This window comes from Streptomyces sp. NPDC042371 (assembly GCF_056437465.1).
In genome coordinates this window covers 37,061-54,132 of the sequence record NZ_JBWKAP010000025.1, presented here as the reverse complement: position 1 = coordinate 54,132, position 17,072 = coordinate 37,061, and the positions used below count along the sequence as shown (strand labels likewise).

The 17,072-nt window shown below is 69.7% G+C and carries 17 protein-coding genes; 8 read left to right on the top strand and 9 right to left on the bottom strand.

The genetic code is table 11. From position 1 onward, the window contains the following. Positions 1–438: 438 nt before the first annotated feature. Entirely contained in the window at positions 439–1,080 is a 642-nt protein-coding gene (locus AC068B_RS40530; protein ID WP_478676463.1) for a DNA-3-methyladenine glycosylase, read from the bottom strand. Positions 1,081–1,242: 162 nt separating this feature from the next. Between AC068B_RS40530 and AC068B_RS40525 the strand changes: the two genes are divergently transcribed. The 3 genes from AC068B_RS40525 (at position 1,243) to AC068B_RS40515 (ending at position 3,286) form a co-directional block, all read left to right on the top strand. Continuing rightward, complete coding sequence (locus AC068B_RS40525) at positions 1,243–2,025, top strand: sporulation protein (protein ID WP_356268531.1); 783 nt, start codon at positions 1,243–1,245, stop codon at positions 2,023–2,025. A gap of 48 nt (positions 2,026–2,073) precedes the next feature. Then, a complete protein-coding gene (locus AC068B_RS40520; RefSeq protein WP_468560738.1) occupies positions 2,074–2,613 on the top strand; it encodes a YbhB/YbcL family Raf kinase inhibitor-like protein in 540 nt (179 codons plus the stop codon). Positions 2,614–2,779: 166 nt separating this feature from the next. Next, entirely contained in the window at positions 2,780–3,286 is a 507-nt protein-coding gene (locus AC068B_RS40515) for an HNH endonuclease (protein ID WP_356268527.1), read from the top strand. A 105-nt stretch (positions 3,287–3,391) separates the two neighbouring features. On the opposite strand, the gene AC068B_RS40510 is transcribed toward AC068B_RS40515, so the two are convergent. The 3 genes from AC068B_RS40510 to AC068B_RS40500 form a co-directional block, all read right to left on the bottom strand. Continuing rightward, positions 3,392–4,330 carry an SPFH domain-containing protein gene (locus AC068B_RS40510; RefSeq protein WP_055569440.1) on the bottom strand — a complete coding sequence of 313 codons (939 nt, stop codon included), beginning with the start codon at positions 4,328–4,330 and terminating at the stop codon, positions 3,392–3,394. Positions 4,331–4,436: 106 nt separating this feature from the next. After that, the gene (locus tag AC068B_RS40505; protein WP_478676462.1) at positions 4,437–4,865 is read right to left on the bottom strand and encodes an NfeD family protein; all 429 of its coding nucleotides are present in this window, start codon (positions 4,863–4,865) and stop codon (positions 4,437–4,439) included. Positions 4,866–4,910: 45 nt separating this feature from the next. Beyond that, complete coding sequence (locus tag AC068B_RS40500; protein ID WP_478676461.1) at positions 4,911–5,708, bottom strand: ABC transporter ATP-binding protein; 798 nt, start codon at positions 5,706–5,708, stop codon at positions 4,911–4,913. A gap of 121 nt (positions 5,709–5,829) precedes the next feature. Here AC068B_RS40500 and AC068B_RS40495 point away from each other — a divergent pair, with 121 nt between their 5' ends. Continuing rightward, positions 5,830–6,618, top strand: a complete 789-nt coding sequence (locus tag AC068B_RS40495; protein ID WP_356268521.1) for a hypothetical protein — start codon at positions 5,830–5,832, stop codon at positions 6,616–6,618. Between the two features lie 85 nt (positions 6,619–6,703). Here the strand turns inward: AC068B_RS40495 and AC068B_RS40490 are convergent, their stop codons facing one another. The 4 genes from AC068B_RS40490 to AC068B_RS40475 form a co-directional block, all read right to left on the bottom strand. Further along, a complete protein-coding gene (locus tag AC068B_RS40490; RefSeq protein ID WP_356268520.1) occupies positions 6,704–6,952 on the bottom strand; it encodes a chaplin in 249 nt (82 codons plus the stop codon). A gap of 76 nt (positions 6,953–7,028) precedes the next feature. Continuing rightward, positions 7,029–7,274: a chaplin gene (locus AC068B_RS40485; protein ID WP_150219425.1), complete on the bottom strand. Its 246-nt coding sequence runs from the start codon at positions 7,272–7,274 to the stop codon at positions 7,029–7,031. A gap of 180 nt (positions 7,275–7,454) precedes the next feature. Continuing rightward, positions 7,455–8,117 carry a response regulator gene (locus tag AC068B_RS40480; RefSeq protein WP_478676460.1) on the bottom strand — a complete coding sequence of 221 codons (663 nt, stop codon included), beginning with the start codon at positions 8,115–8,117 and terminating at the stop codon, positions 7,455–7,457. Then, positions 8,110–9,255, bottom strand: a complete 1,146-nt coding sequence (locus AC068B_RS40475; protein WP_478676459.1) for a GAF domain-containing sensor histidine kinase — start codon at positions 9,253–9,255, stop codon at positions 8,110–8,112. Before AC068B_RS40475 ends, AC068B_RS40480 begins: the two co-directional genes overlap by 8 nt. A gap of 195 nt (positions 9,256–9,450) precedes the next feature. Here AC068B_RS40475 and AC068B_RS40470 point away from each other — a divergent pair, with 195 nt between their 5' ends. The 3 genes from AC068B_RS40470 to AC068B_RS40460 all read left to right on the top strand — a co-directional run bounded on the left by AC068B_RS40470 (position 9,451) and on the right by AC068B_RS40460 (position 12,256). Next, a complete protein-coding gene (locus AC068B_RS40470) occupies positions 9,451–10,152 on the top strand; it encodes an SDR family NAD(P)-dependent oxidoreductase (protein ID WP_478676458.1) in 702 nt (233 codons plus the stop codon). 5 nt (positions 10,153–10,157) lie between these two features. After that, positions 10,158–11,240: an S-adenosylmethionine:tRNA ribosyltransferase-isomerase gene (locus AC068B_RS40465; protein WP_478676466.1), complete on the top strand. Its 1,083-nt coding sequence runs from the start codon at positions 10,158–10,160 to the stop codon at positions 11,238–11,240. 299 nt (positions 11,241–11,539) lie between these two features. Further along, the gene (locus AC068B_RS40460; protein ID WP_478676457.1) at positions 11,540–12,256 is read left to right on the top strand and encodes a transglycosylase SLT domain-containing protein; all 717 of its coding nucleotides are present in this window, start codon (positions 11,540–11,542) and stop codon (positions 12,254–12,256) included. A 109-nt stretch (positions 12,257–12,365) separates the two neighbouring features. Here AC068B_RS40460 and AC068B_RS40455 read toward each other — a convergent pair whose 3' ends face one another. Continuing rightward, positions 12,366–14,987, bottom strand: a complete 2,622-nt coding sequence (locus AC068B_RS40455) for an ABC transporter ATP-binding protein/permease (RefSeq protein ID WP_478676456.1) — start codon at positions 14,985–14,987, stop codon at positions 12,366–12,368. Between the two features lie 266 nt (positions 14,988–15,253). Between AC068B_RS40455 and AC068B_RS40450 the strand changes: the two genes are divergently transcribed. Beyond that, positions 15,254–17,005: a streptophobe family protein gene (locus AC068B_RS40450; protein ID WP_478676455.1), complete on the top strand. Its 1,752-nt coding sequence runs from the start codon at positions 15,254–15,256 to the stop codon at positions 17,003–17,005. Positions 17,006–17,072 lie beyond the last annotated feature (67 nt).

Below are 17,072 nucleotides of genomic sequence, written 5' to 3'. Positions count from 1 at the left end.
TGAGTCGGGGTATCAACATATCTGGCGTTGACTTTTGGCACGCTGTTGAGTTCTCAAGGAACGGACGCTTCCTTTGTACTCACCCGCAGAACATTCTCTGGGGCTTTCCTCCGGGCGCTTCCCTTCGGTGTTTCTTTTGTTCTTCGTTCTTGCGTTTCCAACTCTACCAGATCCGTTTTCCGTTCCGTTTCCGGTTCGGATTTCATTTCCGGTGGCCGTTGGGGGGCCTTTGCCTTTCGGCGTGTTCACTACTTTAGCGGATTCCCTCCGCAACTCATAATCGAGTTCTGCGAGTTCGAATTCGGGCATGCAAGCACGCCAAATAAGACCCCGCCGAGGGGAAGATGTTAGGTAGTGGTTGGCCGCTTCCGGCTGCTGGCAGATTGCCGTACCCGGTTCAAGCGACTCGGACTACATTACGGAGGCACCAACGCCGCGTCAAGTTCGTCGCTGCCGAGGCGTATAGGCCCGATAAGGGCTGACCGTAGGGTCGTTGGTCGTCCAGAAGCGCCATGGGTGAACGCCCCCCTCTCCCGCGACGCCCGTGCGAGGTCCGCTGCTGACCTGGTCGGACGGGACGGGAGCCCCGGTCAACACGGTGAAGGGGGAGGACGGGTCCCCGCAGACGTCGGCGCCGTCGAGCTGTCGGTCCACGTCGAGGGCGGTGGCCAGGCGTGCGGGGCCTTTGGCCAGTTCCTTGTCGTTACGGGCCGAGAGTCGACGTTTGCGGGCCAGCTCGGCCCCCTCCGTGATCTCTCCCGCGCGCAGCAGGACCGCACTGGCCATGCCCTCGGGCCCGCACACCAGGTTCATGCAGTGCCACATGCCGTAGGTGAAGTAGACGTACATGTGGCCGGGCTGTCCGAACATCACGCTGTTGCGGGCGGTGCGGCCGCGGTAGGCATGGGAGCCGGGGTCGACCTCTCCCGCATACGCCTCCACCTCTGTCAGGCGGACCTCGATCGGACCGTCCGGCGAGTCGCGTACGAGGATGCGGCCGAGCAGATCCGGGGCGACCTCCAGGACCGGTCGGTCGAAGAAGTCCCGGGTGAGAGGCGTACGGTCAGGGCTCGCGATCATGCCGTACGAGCGTAGTGCACATGGTCTACGTTCTCGGGGAGGCCCAAGGGCCGCTCGGTTGACCGGGGATGGTGCGGAACCGCGCACCGTTCCCTCGCGTATCTATCGATCAAGTATTCACGTCGAGACGAGCCACAGGCGGCGGCCTGGGGATGGAGTGTCATGGGGTTCAAGAAGCTGCTCGCGAGTCTGGGTGCCGGCGGCGCCTCGGTGGAGACCGTGCTGGCCGAGGTCAACGTGGTCCCGGGCGGCGTCGTCCAGGGTGAGGTGCGGATCCAGGGCGGTTCGGTGGACCAGGAGATCGAGGGTCTCTCCGTCGGTCTGCAGGCCCGGGTCGAGGTCGAGGGCAACGACCAGGAGACCAAGCAGGACATCGAGTTCACCAAGGTGCGGCTCGGTGGCGCCTTCACGCTGCAGGCCAACCAGGTGCACGCCGTGCAGTTCACCCTGGAGATCCCCTGGGAGACCCCGGTCACGAGCATCGACGGGCAGCAGCTGCGCGGCATGAACATCGGTGTGACCACCGAGCTGGAGATCGCACGCGCCGTGGACTCCAGTGACCTGGACCCGATCAACGTGCACCCGCTGCCGGCGCAGCAGGCCATCCTGGACGCCTTCATCCAGCTGGGCTTCCGCTTCAAGAGCGCGGACATGGAGCGCGGCCACATCCGCGGCACGCGGCAGAAGCTGCCCTTCTACCAGGAGGTCGAGTTCTACCCGCCGCAGCAGTACCGCGGGCTCAACCAGGTCGAGCTGAGCTTCGTCGCCGACGACCGCGAGATGGACGTCGTCCTGGAGATGGACAAGAAGCCCGGTCTGTTCAGCGAGGGCAGCGACTCGTTCCGTTCGTTCAAGGTCGGGCTGAACGACTTCCAGGGCACCGACTGGGCGGCGTACCTGAACGAGTGGCTGTCCCAGGTCGGCAGCAAGCGCAACTGGTTCTAGGCTCGGGGAGGATCACCGAGGACCAGCAATCAACCAGGAGGTGCCGACGTGAGCGAGCTCAAGAGGCCGCCGCTGCCCCATGACTTCCATCCGCCCGTGCCGTCGTTCACGGTCGTGAGCGAGGACTTCGAGCCGGGTGCGGTCCTCAAGGACGCTCAGGTCCACGCGGCCGGGAACACCTCGCCGCAGCTGCGGTGGGAGGGCTTCCCGCCGGAGACCAAGAGCTTCGCCGTGACGTGCTTCGACCCGGACGCCCCTACGGGCAGCGGGTTCTGGCACTGGACCGTCTTCGACATCCCGGTCTCCACGACCGAGTTGCCTGGCGGTGCGGGGAGCGGGAAGTTCGAGGGGCTGCCCGAGGGTGCGGTGCAGGTGCGCAACGACTTCGGGACGAAGGACTTCGGGGGTGCGGCGCCGCCTCCGGGCGACCGGCCGCACCGCTATGTGTTCACCGTCTACGCGGTGGACCAGGAGAAGCTGGGTCCCGACTCGGACGCCCCTCCCGCGTTCGTGGGCTTCAACCTCCGGTTCCACACGCTGGCGCGCGCCCAGGTGATCGCCGAGTACGCGGCTCCCGCGGAGAGCTGAGCGGCTCTCGAGTACTGAGCGTTCACCGATTGTTTGCCCGCCTCTGGTCATGGAAGTGATCAGAGGCGGGCATTTTTTATTGCGTTGTCCATCTCGGCGTGCCCGGCCAGAGTTGATCCCAGCCCGCCAGGCGGTGGGCCGGTGCATACGGGAGGTGGGCAGGTTGATGCGGGACACGCTGGTGCTGAACGCGAGCTTCGAGCCGCTCTCGACGGTGTCGCTCAACCGGGCCGTCGTTCTGGTGCTCCAGGACAAGGCCGTGGTCGAACACGCCCACCCCGGACTCCGTGTGCGCGCCGCGGCGATAGACATCCCCGTGCCCAGGGTGATCAGGCTGTGCAGATACGTGCGGGTGCCGTTCCGAAGACAGGCGCCGTGGTCGAGGCGGGGTGTGCTGGTCCGGGACCGGCACCGGTGTGCGTACTGCGGCAGGCGTGCCACGACGGTGGACCACGTGGTGCCGCGGTCGCAGGGCGGCGCCGACTCCTGGCTGAACACGGTGGCTTCGTGCGCGATGGACAACCACCGCAAGGCGGACCGTACTCCGGAGGAGGCCGGTATGCCGTTGCTGCGGCAGCCGTTCGAGCCGACGCCCGCCGACGCGATGCTCCTGTCGCTCGGCAGGGACGAGTTGGCCTCGCTGCCCGATTGGCTGGCCCAGCCCGCCGCGTAGTCGCGATGCCGGACGGCAGGGCGGCCGGTGGACGTACGACGAACCCCGCGTTCCTCCTCGGAGGGGCGCGGGGTTCGTCGTACGCCGGGTCGGACGTTCTGCGTATCAGTCGATCGGCGGCTGCTCGCGGCGCTCGGTGGCGGGGGCCGATCCGCCGGAGCCGCCGCCCAGCGGGCCGAAGTTGCCGAGCGCCCCGCCGAGGCCCTTGAGGGCGTCGCCGATCTCGCTGGGCACGATCCAGAGCTTGTTGGCGTCGCCCTCGGCGATCTTCGGGAGCATCTGGAGGTACTGGTAGGAGAGGAGCTTCTGGTCGGGGTCGCCCGCGTGGATGGACTCGAAGACCGTGCGGATCGCCTGGGCCTCGCCCTCGGCGCGCAGGGCGGCCGCCTTGGCCTCACCTTCGGCGCGCAGGATCGCGGACTGCTTCTCGCCCTCGGCGCGCAGGATCTCCGACTGCCGGACACCTTCGGCCTGGAGGATCGCCGCGCGCTTGTCACGGTCGGCGCGCATCTGCTTCTCCATCGAGTCCTGGATGGAGGTCGGCGGCTCGATCGCCTTGAGCTCGACGCGGTTGACGCGGATGCCCCACTTGCCGGTCGCCTCGTCGAGGACGCCGCGCAGGGCCGCGTTGATCTCCTCGCGGGAGGTCAGGGTCCGCTCCAGGTCCATGCCACCGATGATGTTGCGCAGGGTGGTGACGGTGAGCTGCTCGATCGCCTGGATGTAGCTGGCGACCTCGTACGTCGCGGCCCTGGCGTCGGTCACCTGGTAGTAGATGACGGTGTCGATGTTGACCACCAGGTTGTCCTGGGTGATCACCGGCTGGGGCGGGAAGGGGACGACCTGTTCACGCAGGTCGATGCGGTTGCGGATCGAGTCGATGAACGGGACGACGATGTTCAGTCCGGCGTTCAGCGTGCGGGTGTAGCGGCCGAAGCGCTCGACGATGGCCGCGCTGGCCTGTGGAATGACCTGGATGGTCTTGATCAGGGCGATGAAAACCAGCACCACCAGAATGATCAGGACGATGATGATTGGTTCCATCGTGGCTCCCCGTACCCTTCGTGCCTCGGTGTTCCCGGAAGATCCCGCGCGTCGCGAAGATCTTGCTGGTCGAGTCTGTCAGACCGTCGTACTGACCGTGGGTCATTCACATGACGACGGCCGTCGCTCCGTCGATCTCGACGACGTCGACCTCTTGGCCCGCTTCGTAGGCACGGTCGGTGTCGAGTGAGCGGGCCGACCAGATCTCGCCCGCCAGTTTGATGCGGCCGCCGGAGCCGTCGACCCGTTCGAGCACGAGGGCCGATCTGCCCTTCAGCGCCTCGACGCCCGTCGCCAGTTCGGGCCGTTGGGAGCGGTGCCTGGTCGCGACCGGGCGCACGACGGCGATGAGCGCCACCGAGACCGCGGCGAAGACCACGACCTGCAGCACGGTGCCGCCGCCGAGACCCGCGGTCACGGCGGCCGCGACGGCACCCACGGCGAGCATGCCGAGCTCCGGCATCGCGGTCAGTACGAGCGGGATTCCGAGCGCGGCCGCCCCGATCAGCCACCACACCCATGCGTCGATGTCCACGTGGTCATGGTAGGACCGCAGGTCCCTTTCGGGACAGGGCACCGATCAGCTGAGCGGAAGACCCGTGGCGGTCCAGCGGTCGTTCTTCTGCTCGACGACCAGCGGGAGGCCGAAGCAGAGGGAGAGGTTGCGGGAGCTGAGCTCCAGCTCCAGCGGGCCCGCGGCGAGGACCTTGCCCTGGCGGATCATCAGGACGTGCGTGAAGCCGGGCGCGATCTCCTCGACGTGGTGGGTGACCATGATCATCGAGGGGGCGATCGGGTCGCGGGCGAGGCGGCCGAGGCGGCGCACGAGGTCTTCGCGGCCGCCGAGGTCGAGGCCCGCGGCGGGCTCGTCGAGGAGCAGCAGCTCGGGGTCGGTCATCAGGGCGCGGGCGATCAGGGTGCGCTTGCGCTCGCCCTCGGAGAGGGTGCCGAACCTGCGGTCGAGGTAGTCGCTCATGCCGAGGCGGTCGAGGAAGGCGCGGGCGCGCTGCTCGTCCACGTCCTCGTAGTCCTCGTGCCAGCCTGCGGTCATGCCGTACGCCGCGGTGAGCACGGTCTGCAGGACGGTCTGCCGCTTGGGCAGCTTCTCCGCCATCGCGATGCCTGCGACGCCGATGCGCGGGCGCAGTTCGAAGACGTCCGTGCCGGGCTTGCCGAGGGTCTCGCCGAGGATGGTGGCGGTGCCGGTGCTCGGGTAGAGGTAGCTGGACGCGAGGTTGAGGAGGGTGGTCTTGCCCGCGCCGTTCGGTCCGAGGATGACCCAGCGCTCGCCCTCCTTGACCGACCAGGAGACCTGGTCCACCAGAGCCCGGCCCTCGCGGACCACAGATACGTCCTCAAGCTCCAGTACATCGCTCATGAGCGCGCTGTCTCCCATTGCAGTCTCGGTCGTCGCTCGCGCCTGTGGACGCGGCCCCCGGATAAAACCTACGCCACCGGCCGACCGTTCCTGTCGTGAGCCCGGTCCTTAGGCTGTGTGCATGCTCTCGGAACCACGCTCAGGACGCCTGGCCGCATGGGGAAATGCCCTTTTGGCCGGACTTGTTTCTCCGGATGACGCCGTGCTCGCGATGGTCGGCGACGACGCGGTGCACCGGGTCGAAGGACTTCCCGGGGAGCCGGGCCCGGTCGGGCTCACGCTCGCGATGGGGCGGCTGCGCTCCCTGGGGGTGACCGGTCTGCGGGTGGCGCTGCCCGCACCGGGGCATCCGCTGGGGCTGAGCGGGCCGCCCGAGTTCAATGCGCGTGCTCTGGACGCGGAGGAAGCCGTCGTCGGGTTCGGCGCGCCGTACGGGCTCGTGCCCGAGGTGTACGAGGCGGGGCCCGACGGCGACGTGCACGTGGAGGTCGTCTGGCACTGCCTGCCCGTGCGCGAGGCGCCGCCCGCCGATGTGCCCTCGCTCGGCGAGGCGGAGCGTGAGCTCGCGGAGGCGCTGCGGGAGGCGACGGAGGTGCTGTCCCGGCTGGACGTCGCGGGGTCGGGGCCGGTGGCCGAGGCCGCGCTCGACGCGTACCGGGCGCGGGCGGAGCGGGGGCGCGAGCTGCTGGCGCCCGGCTATCCGCCGCGCGCGGTAAGGGTGTTGGAGCTGGCTCAGCGGATCGGCCTGCTGATCTCACTGGCGTACGAGAACGGGCCCGGCGGCGCCGTGAGCGCGTCGGAGATGGCGGCGCGGGGCCAGGCGCTGCGGCCGGTCGAGCGGACGGCGCGGAGGGCGCAGGTGGCCGCGTACAACTCGAGCGTCGAGGAGCGGGAGCGGGGCGGGCGCTGAGGCCACTGCCGTGACCTGCTGGGCCTGGAACGGCGCGGGCCCCGCGGACCGGTGAGGTCCGCGGGGCCGTGCTGGGGCGTGTGCCTCAGTGGTTCACCGTGTGGTTGGCGAACGCCGGGTTGAGAACGCCGATGACGTTCACGCTGTTGCCGGTGGCGTTGACCGGGATGTCGATCGGCACCTGGACGAGGTTGCCGGAGCCGACGCCCGGGGAGTTCGTGGCGACGCCGTCGGCCTGGGCGTCCGAGGTGGCGGACGCGACTCCGGCGGACGCGCCCGCGGCGAGACCGGCGGCGACGACGGCCAGGGCGGCCTTCTTGGCGATGCTGTTCATGGGACGTGCTCCTCCTGCTGACATGGGCGACCCCGGGGATGGCGGGGTCAGGGGACGTGCTGCTCGCAGGATGCGATCAGAGGTTCTTGCAGACGTTGCCGAACACCGGGTTGAGGCCGCCGATGACGGTGACGGTGTTGCCGCAGACGTTCACCGGGACGTGGACCGGGGCCTGGACCAGGTTGCCGGAGACGACGCCGGGCGAGTTCTTGGCGACTCCGTCGGCGTGCGCGCCACCGTGGGCGGAAGCCATACCGGCACCGGCCGCAACCAGGCCACCGGCCACCATCGTGACGGCAGCGGCCTTCTTCAGGTTCTTCACTTCTACGATCCTCCTGAGCAGAAGCTGCGGCCAGCCGCCGCAGCACGCACTGGAGAACGCTCGACCGCCCCGGGGGATACGCCATCCGGGGGACATCCACACGACGGTATGAATCTCAGACCGCAAGTCGACGCTCCTGGCGCGCTCCGGAGCCGCCCCCGCACCGGGCTCGTGGCCTGCTCAGCCGGTCACACCGTGCCGTACGGCCCAGAGCGCGGCCTGGGTGCGGTCGGCCAGGTCCAGCTTCATCAGGATGTTCGAGACGTGTGTCTTGACGGTCTTCTCGGAGAGGACGAGGGCGCGGGCGATCTCCCGGTTCGAGCGGCCGTCGGCGATCAGGCCGAGGACCTCGCGCTCGCGCTCGGTGAGCGAACCGCCCCTGCCCTGGCCGCCGCCCGTCTCCTCCTGGGAGAGCAGCGCGCCCGCCACCTCGGGCTGCAGGAGCACGTGCCCCGCGTGCACGGAGCGGATGGCTCCGGCGAGGGCGTCCGGGTCGACGTCCTTGTACACGTACCCCGCTGCGCCCGCACGCAGGGCCGGGACGACCGTGCGCTGCTCGGTGAAGCTGGTGACGATGAGCACGCGCGCGGGGTTGGCCAGTTCGCGGAGCTTGCGCAGCGCCTCGACGCCGTCCATGCCGGGCATCTTGACGTCCATCAGGACGACGTCCGGCTTCAACTCCTCGGCCTGCGCGACTCCTTCGGCGCCGTCCGAAGCCTCCCCGACGACGTCGATGTCGTCCTGGATCTCCAGGAACGTGCGCAGGCCTCGGCGGACCACCTGGTGGTCGTCGACCAGCAGCACCCGGATCCCAGTCTTCGCATTGAGCACCGCGTCAGCCACCGGGGACCTCCATCTCGATCGTTGTGCCCTTGCCGGGCTCCGATTCCACGGTCAGCCGTCCGCCGACCCCGCTCGCCCGGTCCCGCATGGAGACCAGGCCGAGGTGGCGCCCCGCGCGGCGTATCGCCTTCGGGTCGAAGCCCGAGCCGTCGTCGACGACGCGCAGGGCGGCACCGGCGCCGCGCTTGTCCAGGAGCACGGCGACGTGCTCCGCGCCGGAGTGGCGCAGAGCGTTGTGCAGGGCCTCCTGGGCGACCCGCAGCATGGCTTCTTCCTGGGAGGCGGGGAGTGCCCGCACTCCGTTGCTCTCGAAGGTGACCCGGGCGGAGTGCGCGCGGTGCAGCACCTGGATGTGCGTGCGCAGGGTGGCCACCAGGCCGTCCTCGTCGAGGGCCGCCGGGCGCAACTCCACGACGGCCGCGCGCAGTTCGTCGGCGGCCTCGGCGGCGAGCACCGCCACCTGCTGCAGCTCGTCCTTGGCCCGGCACGGGTCGCGGTCCACCAGGGCCGTGGCGGCCTGTGCCGTCAGGCGCAGGGAGAAGAGCTTCTGACTGACGGCGTCGTGCAGTTCGTGGGCGAGGCGTGAGCGCTCCTCGGCGATCGTCAGCTCGCGACTGCGCTCGTACAGACGGGCGTTGGTGAGGGCGATGGCGGCGTGCTGGGCGAGGATCGCGAGGAGCTCCGCGTCGTCCTCGGTGAAGCCGCAGGTGCCCTGGATCTTGGGGCAGTTCTTGTTGGCGAGGAAGAGCGCGCCGAGCGTCTCGTCGTCGGAGCGGATGGGCACGCCGAGGAAGTCGGACATGTCGGGGTGGGCGGCGGGCCAGCCGCCGAAGCGGGGGTCCTCGCGCACGTCGCCGAGGCGGACGGTCTCGCCCTTCTGGAGCATCGAGGCGAGGATGCCGTGCTGCCGGGGCAGCGGGCCGATGGACTTCCACTGGTCCTCGCTGACGCCGTCGACGACGAACTGGGCGAAGCCGCCGTGGTCGTCCGGGACCCCGAGCGCGGCGTACTCGGCGTCGAGCAGCTCACGGGCCGAGGCGACGATCGTCTTGAGGACGTCGCGCACCTCGAGGTGCCTGCTCATGGCGAGGAGCGCGGAGCTCACCGCGGTCAGGCCGGATCGGGGTCCTTGACTCATGGTCACACGGTACCGGCGGGGTGTGACAGTGCGTATCCGACCTGTGGAGGCCTCCGCCTAGGGCCCGGGGCCTAGGTCGATGGTCCGGTACTAGGGCGAAGGGACCCGGGGAGTTGCGGCTCCTGTACGAGGTGTCAGGGGCGTGGGCGTTCCTTCGGTGGTGGTCCGGTCGAGCCAACCGAGGGGACGGATGTCATGCCGGTAGCAATCATCACGGGGGCTTCGAAGGGTCTGGGGCGTGCGTTGGGCGCGGCCCTCGCGGAGTCGGGATGGGATCTCGTGCTCGACGCGCGGAGCGCCGTGGTCCTGGAGGAGTCGGCGCGCGGGCTGCGCACGTACGGGACGCGTGTGGAGGCGCTGGCCGGGGACATCACGGATGCGGGGCACCGGGCGGACCTGGTGGCGGCGGCGCGGCGGCTCGGGGGTCTGGATCTGCTGGTGAACAACGCGAGCGCGCTGGGTGCGGAGCCTCTCGTACGACTGGACGAGCTCGCGCTCGACGGGCTGCGGGCGGCGCTGGAGACCAATGTGGTGGCGGCGCTCGGGCTGGCGCAGGAGGCGTTGCCGCTGCTGCGGGAGTCCGCGGGGGCGGTGGTCGACGTCAGCTCCGACGCGGCCGTCGAGGCGTACGGGACGTGGGGCGGGTACGGCGCGTCCAAGGCCGCCCTCGATCAGCTCTCCGCGGTTCTCGCCGAGGAGGAGCCAGAGGTCCGGGTGTGGGCCGTCGACCCCGGGGACATGCGGACGGACCTGTACCGGGCCGCTGTGCCCGTCGACGATCCGTCCGGGAGGCCACTGCCCGAGGCCGTGGCACCGGCCTTCCTGCGGCTGCTCGCCGAGCGGCCCGCCAGCGGGCGCTACACGGCGTCCGCGCTGCTGTCCGCGGGTGCCCTGTGAACGTCCTGGGCGCGCCGCTGTGCGTGCCGGACTCCCTCGTCGCCCGGGTGCCCGCCGAGGAGCGTGGTGCGGGGCTCGGCAGGGACGCGGTGCGGCTGCTGGTGTCGCGGGGCACCGAGGTCACGCACCGCACCTTCACGGAGCTGCCCGCGCTGCTGCGGGCCGGGGACCTGCTCGTGGTCAACACGTCGACGACGCTGCCCGCGGCGGTGGACGGGAGACTCGGGCACGCGCGCGTGGTGGTGCACTTCTCCACCCGGGGCGCGGACGGGCGGTGGGCGGTGGAGCTGCGCGATCCGGACGGGAAGGGCACCACACGCGCGCGTGGCGGTGGTCCGGCCGGTTCGGTGGTGCGGCTCCCCGGAAACGTACGCCTTGTATATGAGGAGCCGATGGCGGCTCAGAGCCTGCGGCTGTGGTGGGTGCGGGTGTCGGCCGACGTGCTCGCACTGCTGCGGCGGCACGGGCGTCCCATTCGTTACTCCTATACAGAGAGGGACCAGCCGCTCGCCGCCTACCAGACCGTGTTCGGACTGCCGTCGGCCGACGGGGCGGGGAGTGCGGAGATGCCGAGTGCGGGGCGGCCGTTCACGGCGTCGATGGTGGCGGAGATGGTGAGCAGGGGCGTGCAGTTCGCGCCGGTGGTGCTGCACACCGGTGTCGCATCGCAGGAGGCGCACGAGCCGCCCTACCCGGAGCTCTTCGAGGTGCCGGAGACGTCGGCGCGGCTGATCAATGCCGCGCGGGCGGGCGGGGGCCGGGTCGTCGCGGTCGGTACGACGGCCGTGCGCGCCGTGGAGTCCGCCGCGGGGGCCGACGGGGTGGTGCGGGCGGCGGCGGGCAGGACCGAGCTCGTGGTGACCCCGGAGCGCGGGGTGCGGGTGGTGGACGGCCTGCTGACGGGGCTCCATGAGCCGGAGGCGTCGCATCTGCTGATGCTGGAGGCCGTCGCGGGGCGGGCGGCGATCGAGCGGGGTTATGCGGAGGCGGTACGCCGTCTCTACCTGTGGCACGAGTTCGGGGACGTCCACCTCATCCTCCGGGATGAGGATCCTCACCGAGAGCATTGCGACGGCAACTCCTGGTGAGACTGTTACGTGTTCGATGTGAGCCCGCGCATAGGACGCACATCACGTACGAAGGTCCCTAGTGGATAAGAAATCCCTTTATGTTCGGGGGGTCCATGGCCATAAAGGGCACATCCCGACCCCCTGATCCACTATCCGGGTTCGTACGTCACGCCTTTGCCACAGAATTTTGCTGCCGCTAAGAATTGCTCCCGTCGCTCGGCGCCGCGGTCTCACCACCGCGGCGTTTGTGCCGGAGAAGCAACATGTCCCCCAGCCGGACCAGAGCGACCTCCGCTATTCGAAGAGGTCCAACTCGCATGTCCAAGCACACCTTTCCTGGTCATAGTCGCTCGACCGTGACCAAGACCCAGAAGCTCTCGATCGCCGGTGTCGCCACGCTCGGCGCCGCCGCCCTCGCGTTCTCCCTCGTGCCGGGCAATTCCGAGGCCACCACCCAGGCCGCGAGCGACGTCTCCCCCGTGGCCTTCGCCGCGGGCGCCAACGCGCAGCAGGCCGTCCACGCCAACGTCTCGAAGCAGCAGTCCAACGCCGACAAGCAGGCCAAGGACGCCGCCGAGAAGGCCGCCGCGGAGAAGAAGAAGGCCGACGAGGCCAAGAAGGCCGCCGACGAGGCCGCCGCGAAGAAGAAGGCCGAGGACGAGCGCAAGGCCGAGGAGGCCGCGAGCCGCGCCGCCGCCCGCAAGCCCGTCTACGCCAACAACCTCGACGGCTGGATCCGCCAGTCCCTGGACATCATGAAGTCCAAGGGCATCCCCGGCTCGTACGAGGGTCTGCACCGCAACATCATCCGGGAGTCCGCGGGCAACCCGCAGGCCGTGAACGGCTGGGACATCAACGCCATCAACGGCACCCCGTCGATCGGCCTGCTCCAGGTCATCCAGCCGACGTTCAACGCGTACCACGTCGACGGCACCTCGACGAACATCTACGACCCGGTCGCCAACATCACGGCCGCGGCCAACTACGCCGCCGACCGGTACGGCTCGATGGACAACGTGAACGGCGCCTACTGAGCCTTGATCGCCTGATCACTGGACCTCTTCAGCCGAAGCCGAGGTTCTCAAGACGCCGAAGGGCGGCACCCCACACGGGGTGCCGCCCTTCTCGTACGCCGTGACGCACTTACTTGCGCATGACCTCCGGCTCGTGGCGGCGCAGCAGACGCGCGACCGCGAGGCCGCAGATGACACCGAGCAGGATCAGGACCGTGATGTTCAGGCTCCACTGGCCGACCGAGTGGTCCCACAGCGGATCGAGGTCGCCCGGCTTCTTCGGGTCCCACGGCGGCATGAGGTGTGCCAGGTCGAGCGTGGAGCCCGCGCCCGCGATGGCCCAGCGGGACGGCATCAGCCAGGCGAACTGCTCCAGGCCCGGCGAGCCGTAGATCTGGAAGAGGACACCGGTGAAGACGACCTGGACGATCGCGAACATCACCAGGAGCGGCATGGTCTTCTCGGAGGTCTTCACCAGCGAGGAGATGACCAGGCCGAACATCATCGACGTGAAGCCGAGCGCGATGATCGTCAGGCAGATCTCCACGGCCGGAGGCATGATCAGGCCCTCGGCAGGCAGGTCACGCGGCGCGAAGCCGATGCCGCAGATGATGACGCCCTGGATCGCCGTGATCACGCCGAGGACGATGACCTTGGACATCAGGTACGCCGAGCGGGACAGGCCGGTCGCCCGTTCCCGTTCGTAGATGACCCGTTCCTTGATCAGCTCACGTACGGAGTTGGCCGCGCCGGAGAAGCACATGCCGACCGCGAGGATCAGCATGATCGTGCCTGCGTCGGCGTTGAACTTGACCGGCGGCTTCGGCGGACCGAGGCCGAAGTCGGCCGGGATCACGACGCTGACGATGCCGAGGACCGCGGGCAGGATCACCATCAGGCCCATGAAGCCCTTGTCGGAGGCGATCACCGAGACATAGCGCCGGATCAGGGTCCACAGCTGTGACCCCCAGCCCTGCGGTTTCGGCGGCCGCACCGCCTGGGGCGGCGCCATCTGTACGGACTGTGCGGCGACGGCGTCGATGTCCGCGGCGTACATCTGGTAGTGCTGCGAGCCCTTCCAGCGGCCCGCCCAGTCGTAGTCGCGGTAGTTCTCGAAGGCGGAGAAGACGTCGGCCCAGGTGCTGTAGCCGAAGAAGTTGAGGGCTTCCTCCGGCGGACCGAAGTACGCCACCGAACCGCCCGGCGCCATCACCAGGAGCTTGTCGCAGATCGCCAGCTCGGCGACCGAGTGCGTGACGACGAGGACCGTGCGGCCGTCGTCGGCGAGGCCGCGAAGCAGCTGCATGACGTCGCGGTCCATGCCCGGGTCGAGGCCGGAGGTCGGCTCGTCCAGGAAGATCAGCGAGGGCTTGGTCAGCAGCTCGAGGGCCACCGACACGCGCTTGCGCTGGCCACCGGAGAGGGAGGTGACCTTCTTCTCCTTGTGGATGTCCAGCTTGAGCTCGCGCAGGACCTCGTCGATGCGGGACTCGCGCTCGGCCTCCGTGGTGTCCGCGGGGAAGCGCAGCTTGGCCGCGTACTTGAGGGCCTTCTTGACGGTCAGCTCCTTGTGCAGGATGTCGTCCTGCGGGACCAGACCGATGCGCTGACGCAGTTCCGCGAACTGCTTGTAGAGGTTCCTGTTGTCGTAGAGGACGTCGCCCTGGTTGGCGGGCCGGTAGCCGGTCAGCGCCTTGAGCAGGGTGGACTTTCCGGAACCCGAGGGGCCGATGACCGCGATGAGCGACTTCTCCGGAACGCCGAAGGAGACGTCCTTGAGGATCTGCTTGCCGCCGTCGACCGTGACCGTGAGGTGACGGGCCGAGAAGGAGACGTCACCGGTGTCGACGAACTCCTCGAGCTGTCCGCCGACGAGGCGGAAGGTCGAGTGGCCGACGCCGACGATGTCGTTCGGGCCGATCAGGACCGTCGAGGACTTCGCGATCGGCTGGCCGTTGACGTACGTGCCGTTGTGGGACCCGAGGTCGTGGATCTCGAAACGGCCGTCGGGCGTCGCCGTGAACTCGGCGTGATGGCGCGAGACCTGCAGGTCGGAGACGACCAGCTCGTTCTCGAGCGCACGACCGATGCGCATCTTTCGGCCCAGAGCCAGCTGGTGGAACGTCGTCGGGCTGCGGTCGCCGTAGACCGGCGGTGCCCCCGCGGCGCCGCCGGAACCCGGAGCTTTCTGCGCGAACTGCTCGGACGGGCCACCCTGCTGCTGGGGCACGTGCGGCTGGTGCTGCTGCTGAGGCTGGTGCTGATGCTGCGGCGGCTGCTGTTGCTGCCAGCCCTGCTGCTGCGCCTGGTACGGGGCCTGCTGCTGGGGTGCCTGCTGCTGCGGGGCCTGAGCGGCCCAGCCGGGAGCTTCCTGCTGATGCTGCTGGGGCGCGTGTTGCGGCGCGGCCTGCTGCTGGGCGTGCTGCGGCGCGGAGACGGCCGCGGCCGCCGCACCCGCGGCACCACCGGATACGTTCACCAGCGGACCGTCGGTCGCGTTGCCGAGGTGCACCGCCGAACCCGGGCCGATTTCCATCTGGTGGATCCGCTGGCCCTGCACAAAGGTGCCGTTGGTGCTGCCGTGGTCCTCAATGACCCAACTGCGGCCGCTCCAGCTGATCGACGCGTGACGCCAGGACACCCTGGCGTCGTCGAGCGAGATATCCCCCTGCGGATCACGTCCGAGGGTGTACGGCCTGGACGCATCCAGCGTCCAGGTCCTGCCATTCAATTCCAGTACGAGTTCCGGCACTCCATGCCCCACTGAGTTGTCCCCCGAGCTAGCCCCCATCGATGGGGAGTCTAGGGATGTCGAACATCGGGAGGAACTATTTCAGGCGGAGGGCTCTGACCGAAAGTCGGGCCTTGTGAAGACTGCGTACGGGCGTGACGGGTTGCCCCGTTGACGGAGAAGAAATCGCCCCGGAGAGTAGTAAGCGCCCATCAGTGCATACGGATCATGCTCATTGAGAGCATTAAGTGCATTTGGGGCAACGCGCTGCGGTCCGGGGGGTCCTGATGCAGGCCGAAGAACACCACAGTGAGAGCCGGGGCGTGCGGTGGGGCGATGTGCTGCTCTCCGCGATCGCCGCGGTCAGCTGGGCACTGGTCGGCATGGCGGGGACGGCCGCGCTCGGACTGCATCTGCTCGGCGCGGACGCGGTCGGCGGGCTCGGCCCGATGACGGCGGCGACCGTCGCGCTGGGCGCGGGAGGCTCGGTCACGCCGTCCGGTGATGTCTCGGCGTTCGGCCTGGACGGCGCCGAGGCGACCACAGCAGTCGATATTGCGCCACTCGGTGTGGGTTTGGTCGGCGCACTGCTCCTCGCCCACTTCTTCCTGCGCTCCCTGCGCGGGGCGGGCGCCTTCATTCCGGTCGCCGAACTCTGCGCGCGCCTGGGCGCGGTGATCGCCCTCTTCCTGGCGATGCTCGCGGGGCTCGCCTGGGCCGGTCACGACATCATCACGATCGACGGCAAGCAGCTCGGCATCGACAAGGGCATCGGGGAGGGCATCGACCAGTTGCCGGACGGCATCACCGACAAGCTGCCCGGCGGCATCGGGGACATCGGCGGGCTGCTCCCCGACCGGCTCGGGGACCTGGCGAAGGCGAAGGCCTCGGTCGGGTTCACCGTCGACACCGGGCCGACGCTGCTCGGCGGTGCGGTCTGGGTGATCGGCGTGCTGCTCATCGCTCTCCTCGCATCACGGCGCACACCGCTGCCGCGCGCCCTCGACGGCCTGCACCGGGTGGTACGACCGGCCGTCTCCGCGCTGGTCACGGTGGTGCTGGTGGCGGTCGCCGCGGGGTTCGCCGCGGCGGCGTACGCGATGGTCGGCGACGATCACCCGAAGCGGATCGCGGGCGCGGCGCTGCTCGGGGCGCCGAACGGCGTGTGGCTCGGCATCCCGGTCGGGCTCTTCGTGCCGTGGGACGGCAGGGCGACGGGTGCGCTCACGCGCTTCCTGCCCGATCCGGTGGACGATCTCCTGACGGGTCCTTCCGACAAACCGCTCACGCTCGGGCGCCTGGCCGAACTCGACGGCAGGGTCTGGCTGTTGGGCGTCGCGGCGGCGGTGATGATGCTGTTCGCGGGGGTGCTGACGGCTGCGCGGACTCCCCGCGTCCGGGACGCGCTGTCCGCCTCTGGATCGTCCGCCTCTGAAGTGTCCGCCCTCGGGTTCGCGGGGCGGTGCGGGGTGCGGCTCGGGGTCGTGACGGCGCTCGGGCTTCCGCTCCTGGCCCGGCTGACCGAGGTGTCCGCCGACGCCTCGCTCTCCGTGTTCGGCTTCGACGCGTTCGGCGCGGGGGTCGAGCTGCACGGGCGGCTGGGGACGGCGGCGCTGCTCGGGGCGGTGTGGGGGTTCGGGGCGGGGATGGCGGGGGCGCTCCTCGCCCTGGCCACGGGGGCTGCGGGGAGCAGGGCCTCACGGTTCGCGCTGGCTTCCGGCGCGGGGGTCGTCCCTGCCGGGCCGGGTCCGGACGTGCCTGAACCTTCGGGGGCGGGACCATACGCCGCCGGGGCTCCGTACCGGCCGCCGAACCCCGACACGAACCCCTACCTGCGTACGACGGACGCGGCCCGCCCGCCCTCCCGGTCCCGGGACGACTCCCCGCCGCCCGACCGGGACGTCTCCGGCGCGCCGACGGTGATGGGCCCGGTGGCACCCCCACCCCCACCGAACCGCCGCCGCCCCCGCACGACCGACTGGCCACCACCACCGCCGCCGCCTCCCCCACCGCCCCCAAAGAAGGGCCCCTCTCGCTGACCCCGCGCAGCGAGAAGCCCCTACGGCAGGCAGACGTCACGAGGCAAACGGGTGTGGACGGGTGGGA